At 41.8% G+C, this 13,347-nt stretch carries 8 protein-coding genes; 2 read left to right on the top strand and 6 right to left on the bottom strand.

Going from position 1 to position 13,347, the window contains the following annotated elements; translation table 11 throughout:
• Positions 1 to 160 precede the first annotated feature (160 nt).
• On the bottom strand, positions 161 to 2,971 hold the full coding sequence (locus tag BCU57_RS09090; protein ID WP_102436843.1) for an FAD-binding and (Fe-S)-binding domain-containing protein: 2,811 nt from the start codon (positions 2,969 to 2,971) through the stop codon (positions 161 to 163).
• Positions 2,972 to 3,042: 71 nt separating this feature from the next.
• Positions 3,043 to 4,695, bottom strand: coding sequence for an L-lactate permease (locus BCU57_RS09085; RefSeq protein WP_102436845.1), 1,653 nt, complete (start codon positions 4,693 to 4,695; stop codon positions 3,043 to 3,045).
• Between the two features lie 695 nt (positions 4,696 to 5,390).
• Between BCU57_RS09085 and BCU57_RS09080 the strand changes: the two genes are divergently transcribed.
• Positions 5,391 to 6,995 (top strand): FG-GAP-like repeat-containing protein, encoded by a 1,605-nt coding sequence (locus BCU57_RS09080; protein WP_102436847.1) that lies wholly within the window; start codon positions 5,391 to 5,393, stop codon positions 6,993 to 6,995.
• Positions 6,996 to 7,429: 434 nt separating this feature from the next.
• On the opposite strand, the gene BCU57_RS09075 is transcribed toward BCU57_RS09080, so the two are convergent.
• The 4 genes from BCU57_RS09075 to BCU57_RS09060 all read right to left on the bottom strand — a co-directional run bounded on the left by BCU57_RS09075 (position 7,430) and on the right by BCU57_RS09060 (position 11,825).
• Positions 7,430 to 7,939 carry a hypothetical protein gene (locus tag BCU57_RS09075; protein WP_102436849.1) on the bottom strand — a complete coding sequence of 170 codons (510 nt, stop codon included), beginning with the start codon at positions 7,937 to 7,939 and terminating at the stop codon, positions 7,430 to 7,432.
• A gap of 117 nt (positions 7,940 to 8,056) precedes the next feature.
• Entirely contained in the window at positions 8,057 to 8,950 is an 894-nt protein-coding gene (locus BCU57_RS09070; RefSeq protein ID WP_102436851.1) for a LysR family transcriptional regulator, read from the bottom strand.
• Positions 8,951 to 9,403: 453 nt separating this feature from the next.
• Positions 9,404 to 10,153, bottom strand: coding sequence for a class I SAM-dependent methyltransferase (locus BCU57_RS09065; RefSeq protein ID WP_102436853.1), 750 nt, complete (start codon positions 10,151 to 10,153; stop codon positions 9,404 to 9,406).
• Positions 10,154 to 10,448: 295 nt separating this feature from the next.
• Complete coding sequence (locus tag BCU57_RS09060; protein ID WP_102436855.1) at positions 10,449 to 11,825, bottom strand: L-serine ammonia-lyase; 1,377 nt, start codon at positions 11,823 to 11,825, stop codon at positions 10,449 to 10,451.
• Between the two features lie 434 nt (positions 11,826 to 12,259).
• Between BCU57_RS09060 and nagZ the strand changes: the two genes are divergently transcribed.
• Positions 12,260 to 13,282: a beta-N-acetylhexosaminidase gene (gene nagZ / locus BCU57_RS09055; protein WP_102436857.1), complete on the top strand. Its 1,023-nt coding sequence runs from the start codon at positions 12,260 to 12,262 to the stop codon at positions 13,280 to 13,282.
• Positions 13,283 to 13,347: the final 65 nt, after the last annotated feature.

The raw sequence follows: 13,347 nt of genomic DNA, 5'->3' as shown, positions 1-13,347 counted from the left end.
TAATGCTATCCATAAAAGGTTTTTTGCCCATTCATACAAACATAATTTGCGCGATAAATCATCTAAATCAATCGAGGAGGTCGTTTTAATTGGCACAAAAAAAAGCACTGAATTGATAATATCAACTTCAGTGCTTTTTATACTTGCTTAGCTTAAATGCCTAGCGAGTACATTCTTCCAGTAGGTATGCTAAATGGCGATACGAAATGCCACTGTGCTGGGTCAAGCCCACTTCACAGGTTCTGTTAGCGTAGTAACCTTCTTTGGTTTCAGCTGGGATCAGCTTTTTAATATTACGCAGGGCGCTGGCATTAATTTCTGGTTTATAAAGACCTTTTTCACCGGCATAACCACAACAAGCAATACCATCTGGCAATACCACTGTTTCAGAACAGGCATCAGCAATGGCTTGAAGTTTTGGCTCAAGTTTCATCTTGCGGGCACTACAACCTTGGTGCAGGGTCACGCTAGATTTCTTGGTGATACTTGGTTTAATGTTCGGCAAAATATTGTCGTGCATGAACTCAACTAAATCTGTAATCGCTACTTTAGGATTACCGGTTAGAGTGCGATAAGTACAAGACAATGCGTCAACAAGCACAGGGACTTTACCGTTTTCGCTTAGCTCACTCAGGGTATCAATCAGTTCATCACGCTTAGCATCCGCATTTTTGAAATCACCTTTTGACTCCCACAATTGGCCACAACACAGCTCACGAGTATTGTCTGGGGTGATCACGTTGTAGCCTGCACGTTCTAGCAAAGTCACAACTACTTCTGGCAGCGTTACCTTGTTAGGGTCTTTTGGTGTCGGGCCAAAAGTACGACCGCCACATGCAGGGAAGTACAATACCGTCTGCTGACCAGGAATATGAGCCGATGGTTTAGCGACTTTGCCGCCCTTAGGAAAGTCAGGATTCCAATATGGCACTTCTTTAGTGATCATACGGCCGACATTCATAATTGAGTTGGTGACACCATCACCAGTGATTTTATGAATAACACCTAAGGCGTCAAAGCCTGTACTGATCGCTTGGTTAACTAAACCAAAGTGATTAGCTTGAAAGTCGAGTACTTTTTGCTCTGTCGTAGTAATGTGCGGAGTACGCAATTTACGCACCAAATTACCCATGCTGTTGTCAACTGGACAAGCAATAGTACAAAGCTGACAAGCTGCACAAGTATCAATCACGTCATACTTTGAGCTGACGCGCATTGTTTCGGCGGCTTCTTTTTCACCCGATTGCTCTAAACGCTCAATTTCACGCAAGGTTGCGATACGTTGACGAGGGGAAAAGTTTAGCGCTGAAGTTGGGCAGGTTTTTTCACAAAAACCACACTCAATACAACGATCGACAAAGTCATCCACAACTGGGCAAGGTTTAATATTTTTAACATGAACTTCGGCGTCATCGTTTAATAACACACCTGGGTTCAATAACGTGGTTGGGTCGAAAATATGCTTAATTTGTTTCATTAACGTATAAGCATCAGCACCCCATTCCATTTCTACAAATGGCGCGACAGCACGGCCGGTACCATGCTCAGCTTTCATTGAGCCATCGTACTTATTAATCACCATTTCAGCCACATCTTCCATAAAGGCATGGAAGCGCTTGATATCAGCGTCGCTGGCAAAAGTTGGGGTGATAATAAAGTGGAAGTTACCTGCCAATGCATGGCCGTAAATAACCCCTTCAGGGTAGCCGTGCTTATGGAATAGTGCGGTTAAATCAGCCGCAGCTTGTGCAAGGTGTGGTAATTCAAATGCCACATCTTCAATGATAACTGAAGTACCTTTTGGGCGCGCGCCGCCAATAATTGGGAATAACCCCGAGCGCATTGCCCAGTATTTACTAAATACCGCAGGGTCGGCACTGAAGGTAATTGGGCGCTCAGTTTTAATATGAGCTATTTTAGCGGTTACTGTTTCAGTGTATTGCGCTAAGGTTTCTGAGTCATTTGCGCGACATTCGATAAGTAAAATCGCCGAACCTTCAGGCAAATGTGACAACCACTCTGGCATGCCAGGTTTACCTGTTACGGCTTTAATCGATGCCCAGTCAAGTAATTCTACTGCTGCTACCGCATCAATGTTTAATGGTGGTACGGCGCTAGCGGCATCTTCCATACTGAAAAATACTGCCATGGCAGAAGCTTTAAATTTCGCTTCTTCCACAGTGTGGTAGGTCACTTCATTAACGAAAGCCAGTGTGCCTTCTGAGCCCACAATCAAGTGGTTAATGATGTCAAATGGGTCGCTATAGTCAATTAACGCATTGATACTGTAACCCGTGGTATTTTTGATAGAGAACTTTTTCTTAATTCGCGCCGCAAGGGTAGGGTTATTTTGCGTCATTTCTGCTAAGTCCATTAACGACTGCAGTAACTCACCATGTGTTGCTTTAAATGCGGCTTTAGACTGATCACAGCCAGTATCAAGTTCAGTACCATCGGCAAAGATTAACTTAGCTGATGCAATGGTCTGATAAGAGTTTTGCGCAGTACCACAGCACATACCCGAGGCATTGTTAGCGACAATACCGCCAATTTTGGCAGAGGTTAAGGTTGCTGGATCTGGACCGATTTTCTTGTTTAATGGCTTTAAGGCTGCGTTAGCATCAGAGCCGATAACTGCTGAGCCTAAAGTGATTTTTTGGCTGTCTTCAGTGATTTCAATTTTTCTGAAGCCATCATGACCTAAGATAAGCAAAATACCTTCACCAATGGCTTGGCCTGATAAACTGGTACCAGCAGCGCGATAAGTCACAGGGACTTGATGTTTATTGGCAATTTCTAGCGTGGCTTTAACTTGCTCGACGTCATCTGCATGAACAACAATTTCAGGGACAATTCTGAAATAACTTGCATCTGTTGACCAAGCGAAACGACGTACAGGGTCGTTACTAACGGCATCTTTGCCTAACTTAACCAATAACTCATCCATGACTGTTTGATAATTAATAGTCATATTTTGTACTCATATTTTGTTATCTACAATGAGAGCAAGCAACCTGATGATTGCTTGCAATTAATTCAATCTTAGAAACCGCCCCAAGCGACTGCGATAGTACCAGCAACAAAGGCATAAACTAGTGCGATAGGCATGGTCTTACGAATGATTTCTGATTCGCGACCTGCCATGCCAACAACAGTAGCAGCAGCAACAACATTCATGACACACATCATGTTACCTGCGTTAGCGCCAATACCTTGGAGTGCTAAAACTAGCGCATGGTTCATTCCAATGTTGTCTGCAACAGAATATTGTAGTCCAGAGAACATCATATTAGAGAAAGTGGCAGAGCCAGATAAGAACGAACCGAAGATACCGACAACCGGTGCTGTCCATGCCCATACCGCGCCCATAGTGTTAGCCAGTAAGTCAGCTAGTGCTACAGGCATTGATGCTAAGTTTGCGCTGTTTTCACCTGAGTTAAGGAAAATTTTCACCATAGGTACTGAAGCACCTAAAGAAATAATCGTAGGCAGCATTGAAGAACAAGATGTGGTGAATGATTGCTTAATAGATTTGCTATTCATTTTGAATAATACAAAACCAATTAAACATACCACGATAAAGAAAATACCAGGGGCATAGAAGGTCGCAAAACCTGCTTTTAATTCAGTACCGAGTAAGCCAGTCCAGCTGATATTGAAGCTGTTTAAGAAGGCTTTGAATGGTTCAACAACACGTGACAAGACCAATAACGCAGCCATGATGAGGTAAGGAGACCATGCTGCCATTTGGCTGAATTTAGCAGGGGTAGCAGACTGCTCTGTTACCGCGGCATTATCAAAGTCAGATTCAGCAAAATCATGCCAAGGTGTTGATGGCAGTAACCAACCTTTTTTAGCTACTGGAATAACCACAGCCATGCCGACTAATGCACCAATCACTGATGGGAATTCAGGACCTGCAAAATAGTTAATTAACCAAGCGGGTACAGTGAATGCTAGGCCGGCAAAAATAGCGAACTTCCAAACTTGAAGACCTTCAAGGAAAGACTTGTTTCTACCAAAGAACCCGGTTAGTACGCACACCATGACCAAAGGCAATAAACTACCAGTGATTAAGTCAATGGTGATCATGTGCATTGCAATATACTGAGCGTAGTCAGCAAAATTACCGCCATGTTGGGCGATTTGAACAGCAGCCATGTTTACGCCGCCTTCAGTTAATCCTTGCTCGATACCAAATAGCACAGGCAAACCAATAGCACCAAATGACACAGAGGTTGAGTCAGCGATCAATGCCACAACGGCAGATGCAATCGGCGGAACACCCAGTAACACTAATAGTGGCGCACCAATCGCTGCAGGGGTACCAAAACCAGCTGAGCCTTCAATGAATGAGCCAAACAACCAACAGATAATAATGACCTGAACACGAGCATCAGCACTAATATTGGTAAAACCAGCGCGGATAGTATCCATTGCACCAGAATATTTAAGGGTGTTAAGTAAAAATACAGCACCAAAAATGATGGTGAGAGGAGTGAGTGCGGATAACAGTCCCTCTACCACTGAGGCGGCGATTAAAGTGGTATCCATTTGCCAAATAAATAAAGCAGCTAAGCCGGTAGCTACCATAGATATTGGCATCGCTTTCGATGCGGGCATACGTAATAAAACTAAAAACACCATGACACTGATGATTGGTGTCAGACTTGCGAGTAGTTGTAATATGGTCATGCGTACCTCTATTGGAGTGCATATTATAATATTTTAGATTTTTACTAGTTTAAGTGACTTTGTTAACGAAAGCGTAAACCCATTATTCGCTTTTGCTAAAGTGGCTACAATAGACTGCATTTAGGGATGTTGCTTTTTGATCGAGATCATCTAGATGAACATTGTTTAATACTCTAGCTCAAAGTGTGAGCTGTAATTGTAGCGGGTATTACTTATAGTGATGAAGATCTCATTTTTAGCGTGGTTACAATGCAATTATTCTGTAATTTTGTATTAAAGAAGTTAAATTGTCTGTTGTGATTGTTTGCTGCTCAAGTATTTTATGGCTTTTGATAAGCCCCCCAAGGCTCTTTTTACTGCCTAACTGACGTCATCAATATCTAAGAACTCAATTTTTGAGTTAGCCCCAAAGAGGTATAATTCAAGGTGATTATTTAACGTTAGCTATTTTATCTCTTCAGAATCCGCCTTGTGGTCAAATCCGCTGACACCTTTATTTTATCGCGACTACCCGCTTTACATTTCTTTAACTTGTCTTGACGTAGTTTGGCTAGCTTTTCATATATGATGATTTAAAAACAATGTGTTGATTAAAAAATCATTATAAAAGTGCGCAAGGTCACATTTTGATAGCGACCTAAACAGCCTCGAGATATCCAAATTAACAATAACAACTTCAGCAATAGGGAATACTGATGGATTACAATAAATCGCGACCAAACTTATTCACACTTCTCGTAACAATAACACTGGCGCTGCAAGCTTGCGGCGGTTCAGATGATAGTACTGGCTTACCCACAGACGAGATAGTCAATCCACCAACCAGCACACCGCCGCAGACCACTCCCACTGAACCCAGTTTAGGCGACTTTGTAGCATTTGGCCCAAGTGAGGTTGTTCGTATTGCCGAAGGTGAGTCTGGTTTTTTAGCAGATTTGGACAGTGGCGATCGTTTTGGCCGCGATCATGACAATGCCGGTGATATTAATGGTGATGGTATTGATGATTTGGTCGTCGGTGCTCGCTCGGATGATGACGGCGCAACGGATGCCGGTGCTGTGTATATTTTATTTATGAATCAAGACGGTACCGTCAAGGCAAATCAAAAAATCTCCATGGTGCAAGGCCGGTTTTCAGATAGCCTAGATGAAGGCGATTTTTTTGGTTATGGCGTTGCTGGCATTGGTGATTACAACGGCGATACTATTCCCGATATTGCCGTATCGGCGCCCGCAGCCAGTATACCGGCTGTGTACATTCTGCACCTTAATCGCGATGGCACAGTCAAATCCATGGTTAAAAATGGCGGTATTGTGGCTCAAGGTCTGAGCGCTATTGGGGATATAAATGAAGACGGTAAAATCGATTTAGTGGCCGCCCAACCCAGTAGTGTTGATGGTGGCAGCATTCAACTGTTATTTTTTGATGAAAATGCAGAGGTTATTGATGATGATATCGTCACCATAGGCAGCAATAAGGGTGGCTTTGGTGATGGGTTAACTGCCAATGATAGTTTTGGCGGTCGAGAGTCAGCGTTGCTTGGGGATCTTGATAATAATGGTACTCAAGAGCTCGCAGTCGGTGCATTTGAGTCAGACAGTGGTATGGGTGCTATTTGGGTTTTGTCTCTTGATAGCGACACTTATGAAGTTGTAGATAAACTGAAAATTGCTCCAGGTCTAGCAGGCTTTGATGAAACCATTCCCTTAGATTCAAACCCTAATGGCACTGCTGGTGGACACTTTGGCCATGCCTTAGTGGCAGCTGGTGATTTAAATGGTGATGGCGTGGCCGATTTAATCACTGGCGCGAATCAATATGGCGCAGGGGTGGGCTATGTATTGTATTTAAACCCCGATAAAAGCGTTAAATCTTATAGCCGCATTAATGAAATCGAGGGCGGCTTTGATTTATCTTTAGCTTCAGAGGAACGTTTTAGCCGCTCAATGTCATTGGTTGATACTAATAGAGAGCAGGGCACTATTACTGTCAACATGGGCGGCGGCGCAGGTGTGACAGGGGCAATATATGCCTTAAGGTTTCAAGCATGTGATTTTAGCATTGAAGCTGAAAATACTTTTTGGAGTGAAGGTAATACACTGTTTTCTAACTGGGATCATGGTAGTCAAACCGTAACCGATGCATTAAATTTTGAGCAATGTAGCGTTAAAGCCTTTGAATATAATGGCACCAATATAACGGCCAAAGTAGAGGATGGTCGCTGTATTATCAAAGATGCTAGTGCAGTATTGAGTATCAGCGATGAAGGCAGTCAAGCCTATCGCCGCCAATGCCTATGAAGCGTTTTAACTGTTTATTGAAAGCGTTTGGAAAACTAAGGTATAAATAAGGCTTAAGTAGCTAAAGTCTAATTAATAATGACTTAATTAAAGCAATGATTTATTACGAGCATGATTAACACTGTTTGTGTTCATCTTGCCCTTATTAATTAGTCATCCTGCCCTTATTGATTAGGGCTAAATCGACCGGACGAGTCATCATAGTATATGAGTGACTACGGTCATCAATCCTGAGCATGTTACTGCACAAAAACAAAACGCAGTACTAATACTCAGTACTAATACTCAGTACTAATACTCAGTACTAATACTCAGTACTAATACTCAGTATTAATACTCAGTACTAATACTCAGTATTAATACTCAGTACTAAAATTAAGTACTAAAATTAAGTACTAAAATTAAGTACTAAAATTAAGTACTAAAATTAAGTACTATAGCTCAGTGACATGTTCGCCAAAATACCACACCTTTCGAAAAGGGCCTTTATTATCTTTGGCTAAGGCTTTGACATTGTTAACTAATACATCATCGGTAAGTAAGGTTCTGCCGACATTATAAATCAGTAAATCAATGGGCTCTGATACCGAGTAGCGTTTATTGATCTTCTTTTTATAGGTTTCAGAGGTGTAATCTTTAATGTCTGTGTCGCTAGGGTAATTAGTTGTACTGCTTGATGTGGCAGTGCTTTTGTCTGTGCTTTTTTCTGCGCTTAAGTCATTGCAATTAATGCTTTTAGGGTGCGAGATGGCTTTGGCCACATCTTCAGAGCAAGCCTCAGTTAATTCAAAGTAAATAACCTTGCCATCGGTCATGCATTTTAAATCAGGCTTTCCTTCTTCAGGGGACTGTTTTTCAACCGATTGAAAATTTAGCCCTGCAGCTGCTGCAAAGCGAACAAAAATGCTTTTTTCGATCTTACCTTTTTCATATTCAGAGCCCATAGGGTGTACTCAGCTTAAATTCAAATAACCTAATAAGTATAGCTGGCGAATTTAAGCTGCAAAGTTAACCTTACTTAGCGTCATGACCCTTATTAGTGCGATGATTTACAGAGCAAGTTAACTATCTTCTTTATAAGATGGTTTTGCTTGAGCAATAAAAGCCGCGGCCGCAGCGGTTAAGGGTAAATTTTTACGCCAAATAAAGGCTAACTCCCAAGCGACCTGTTCAGCTAAGGGAATAAAAATTAATTTTTTTGAGGTAACTCGCTTACAAATCGGTGCCGGTAAGATGGCAAAAGCCATTTTGGCCTTGGCCATTGCCGCCATAAATTCCCACTGCCCAGTTTGAGACACCACATTGAGCTTGAAACCGGCATCTTGGCAACTTTGACTGATCACTTTACCGATAGAGAATTGGTCGTTGTATTGCACAAAAGGCAGTCCGGTGAGATCTTGCCAATGAATACAGCTGTGATTTGCCAGTTCATGCTCAACATGCACGCATACATTGAGTGGGTAACTTTGCAGCTGTAAGATATTAAATTCGTCAGTGTTACTGCATGGCAAAGCGGTTACGCCAATATCTAAACTGTCATTGAGTAGGGCTTTTTCGACCGCAACGCCGCCAACCTCCAACACATTGACATCAATGCCGGGATAAGTGCGAGTAAAAGATGCCAGCATATTAATAAACATCCCGCCAGTCATAGGGCTTAAACCTAAGCGCAGACGACCAATTCTTAAACCGGTTAATGCATTCATATCTTCATACATTCGATTCCACTGACCAACGATTTGCTGAGCGCTTTTAGCCAGCAATAAACCCGCTTCAGTGACTTCCACTTTTTGGTTGTTACGGATCAACAATGTCTGATCAAGGGTTTGTTCCATTTTTTTAATGGTTTTACTCAAGGTCGGCTGCGTCATATAAAGTTGCTCAGCGGCGAGGGTAAAGTGACCAACCTCAATCACAGTTAAAAAACATTGTAAGTTTTTAATTGATATGTTCATGCCAATATGGAATCCAGTAAGTAATTTTTTGTCATTTTACTTATTTATAGCCTAAGAATATAGTCTATTCCATAGAAACCAGTTAACCGTTTAAATTGAAGGAATATGACATGACAGCATTCAAAAATTTATTTGCTAGTGCACTTTTTCTTGCTGCACTTCCTGAAGTAGCTGAAGCTGAAGCTAAAGAAATGCCAGCAGACGCTAAAGAAGCGTAATCAATTTGAGTTGTTAGCCTCCCCACTAATGGCTTACAAATTGATTGAAGATATTGATTCATTACATTTGCTGCCCGCATAAGTTGTGTAAAATCAATAGCTTGCCAGATAGTGAAATATGAATGGCATTTATATTAAATATCATCACGTTTCACAAACATAAAGTCCGTTGGCTAACCACTAACGGACTTTTTGTTTTTGGATTATTTATGATGATGTGAACTAACACCCCTTGTTAACGTTCATGTTCGGCTGTGACTTTTTTGACGGCAATAATGGTTTGAAATCCGCCGTTTTCACTTGATTCTTGTAATTCAAAACCAATGTTCAAAAGCTCGGCTTCAACCCATGGGACTGATAACCTCAATTTACGATAACAGCTTTTATTAAGCGTCCATGTGCCATTAGTTTTTAGGTGTACCAGATCATGGATCTTAACTGTTTCAGCTTCATACTCTAAAAAGCAGGTGAATATGATATTTTCATCACTTCTTAATGGAATAAACCTGTCGGTGTCTTTGAGTTCATTGGATAAATCTCGAAAACTTAATATCAAGCTGCCGTTATCTTCAAGTGAATTAAATGCATGTTGCAGTAAGGCTAAAACATCAGATTTTGATTTTAGATGGGTCAAAGTGTCTGTCATGCAGATAATTAATTCACAAGGTTCACTCAGATGATGTGGGAAATTTAAAATATCATCCTTGATGGTTTTAATGTCAACGGTTTTGGCGTTAGATGTTAGCTGATTTAATAATTTTCGGCTTAGGTCGATGGCGGTGACATTAAAGCCTAATTCGGCTAACGGGATTGATTGAAACCCCGAACCTGCACCGAGATCGACTGCAATGCCTGAACCTGTTGGTTTAATATTACGATGGCTAAAGAAGGCGATATTCTGTTGTTTTGCTTGAGCAAAACCGCCCATCAGCCATGTGTATACGTCAGATAATAACGTTTCATAATGGTCTTCGACACTGAGCATGATATTTCCTTATATGTGATGCTACTGGTGAGTTAAACTGTAAGTTTTATTAAAAGCTGGCAACGAATTAATTATAAATTGGACTTTATGGTTTTTATCCAATAAAAATATGTCTAATCCTTTTTAGCTTGTGTTTGGCAGGGATACTTACGAGATAAGGCTGAAAATATCATTAAAAAAGAGGCTTTGCAGCCTCTTTTTAATTCGAGTAATTAATCCATCAGCAAGTTAATTACTTTACTAAGATCTTGTGCTTACCCTGAGCAGTGAGCATTATTAGCTTAATAATAAGCGCTTAACATTCAACAATGTTGACTGCTAAACCACCTTTGGCGGTTTCTTTGTATTTGCTGCGCATATCTTTACCGGTATCCATCATAGTTTTGATGACTTTGTCGAGGGTGACTTTATGGTTGCCATCGCCGCGCAATGCCATACGTGAAGCGTTGATGGCTTTTACTGCGCCCATGGCATTACGTTCAATACAAGGCACTTGTACTAAGCCGCCAACAGGGTCGCAAGTTAAACCTAAGTTATGTTCCATACCAATTTCAGCTGCATTCTCCACATGTTCGACAGTGCCGCCCATTATTTCAGTGAGTGCACCTGCTGCCATTGAGCAAGCCACGCCCACTTCACCCTGACAGCCTACTTCAGCTCCCGAGATAGAGGCGTTCTTCTTATACAAAATACCAATAGCGGCCGCGGTTAATAAGAAGCGGCAACAGACTTCCTCATCAACTTCTTGAACGAAGGTGTGGTAGTAGCATAATACTGCCGGAATAATGCCAGCAGCGCCATTGGTGGGCGCTGTAACAACGCGATCGCCAGCGGCGTTTTGCTCATTGACAGATAATGCGAATAAATCAACCCAGTCCATGGCGGTTAATGGGTCATTGTTATTACGGCCTTCTGCTTGCAAGCGGCGATATAAAGCTGGCGCGCGGCGGCGCAGCTTTAAACCTCCGGGTAACATGCCTTCTTTTTGGTAACCACGTTCAATACAGGTTTTCATGGTTTGCCAGATATTCCACAAGCCTTGTTTAACGTCCTCTTCGCTGGCAATACTTAGCTCATTTGACATCATGAGTGAAGAAATACTTAAACCATTTTCACAACACAAATCCAGTAACTGCGCGGCAGAATTAAAATCATAAGGGGCGGATTTTATCGGGGTCGCAGGCGAGGCATCACGCTGGGTAATTTCATCTTCATCTAGAATAAATCCGCCGCCGACTGAGTAATATGTGCGCTCATAAATGCATTCACCTTTGCTAAACGCATATAGGGTCATGGCGTTTGCATGGGCAGGCAGGCTTTTACGGCGATGATAGGTAATACCGTTGTCTCGAGTGAACTTGACTAGGCGGCCATCGGCAATTTTAAGGGTTTGTTCGGCTGAAACTTTTTCCAGTATGGCATCAATCGCATCGGTATCTACGGTATCAGGATCTTCACCCATTAAGCCCAATATGACGGCTTTACCCGTTCCATGGCCTTTACCTGTTTGGCCAAGGGAGCCAAAGAGTTGCGATTGTAATTCATCAGTTTGTGGCAAAAAACCTTGATCGCTCAAGTGTTGCATAAACAATTTACCCGCTTTCATCGGGCCAACAGTATGGGAGCTTGAAGGCCCAATACCGATTTTGAACATATCAAATACACTAATCATTGTTATTAACCTTTAATCAGTTTTTATTATTTTAGTCGTTTAAATTTTTTGGCGTTTTATTCTAGCGCTCGCAGTGAGTAAAAATTGTGCGGCAATGTTAGTTATCTCCCTGTAACGGGTCATTTTATTGGGAATTTCCTTAGGGAAATTAAAATTTAGCGGCATAATGGCGTTAATTTGGCAGACTAAGTTTGCAATTAACTGCGATTATACCAAGCAATATAGCCTAAGTAGCTGGTATTTTTATCTAGAGCAATGGCGCCATTTAACTGCAGTATCCCATACTTTTTACGAGATACTTCATTAGATTTTCTTATGCATAGTGGTTCAGATTAGGTGAGTTTATTGCAGCGTCAGTTATCAAGGTGTTGTTTTTAAATTTATCAACAATGACAGTGGTAATTAACATTTAACAGGATATTTTAGGAGTAAGCGTGAGTTATCTAATGATGGATTTGGCTGGCGTTACGGTCAGCGAAGAAGAAGCCGAGCTATTAAGCCACGATAAAGTGGGCGGCATTATATTATTTACACGCAATTTTTCTAATAAAGCACAATTACAGGCTTTGATTAAATCTGTTCGACATATTCGCCGTGATTTATTGATTGCGGTTGATCATGAAGGTGGCAGGGTACAACGCTTTCGTGAAGAGTTTACTCTGCTACCAGCCATGGGGGATATTTTGCCTGCCGCCAAGGGCGATATGGCGCTTGCGAAACGTTGGAGCCAAGAGTTAGGCTTTTTAATGGCGATTGAGCTTTTAGCTTGTGATATCGACTTAAGCTTTGCGCCAGTATTAGATGTTAATGGTATCAGTGATGTTATTGGCACTCGCAGCTTTAGCGCCGAACCTGAGCAAGTGACCAGTTTAGCTCACAGCTTTATTCAAGGCATGACTCAAGCGGGTATGGCGACAGTGGGTAAACACTTTCCCGGTCACGGCAGTGTAAAAGCAGATACCCATGTGGCGATGGCTGTAGATACGCGCACTAAAGAGACTATTTTTAATCATGATATGCAGCCTTTTAAGCAGTTAATAGGCCAGCAGCAGCTAAATGGCGTTATGCCTGCCCATGTGGTTTATTCGCAAGTAGATCCAAATCCGGCAGGTTTTTCAAACTATTGGCTGCAACAGGTGCTGCGTAAAGAGCTTAAATTTGACGGGGTGATTTTCTCAGATGATTTAGGCATGAAAGGCGCAAGTTTTGCTGGCGATTATATTGGCAGAGCCCAAGCAGCATTATCAGCAGGTTGTAATATGATTTTGGTTTGTAATGATCCTGAAGGGGTTAAAACCTTATTAACCGAGTTTACTTGGCCTGAGCAATTGTCTGAATTTAAATCTGCACTCGCATTAAGAGCGAATGCTAAGCAGGTGATTAATGCCCTTGAACAGTCTGAGCGCTGGCAACATGCGCAGCAATTGGCAAAGCAAATATTAGCGGCAAAAAAATAATAGAAATTGAGCCTTAGATGATTTTTGAGCGGTTAAGTTTGGCTTGCTGTTAAACGACAGAGTTT

The organism is Shewanella sp. 10N.286.48.B5 (assembly GCF_002874355.2).
GTDB lineage: Bacteria > Pseudomonadota > Gammaproteobacteria > Enterobacterales > Shewanellaceae > Shewanella.
Note: the sequence above shows the minus strand (reverse complement) of the source record. Positions and strands in the feature narration are given on the sequence as shown.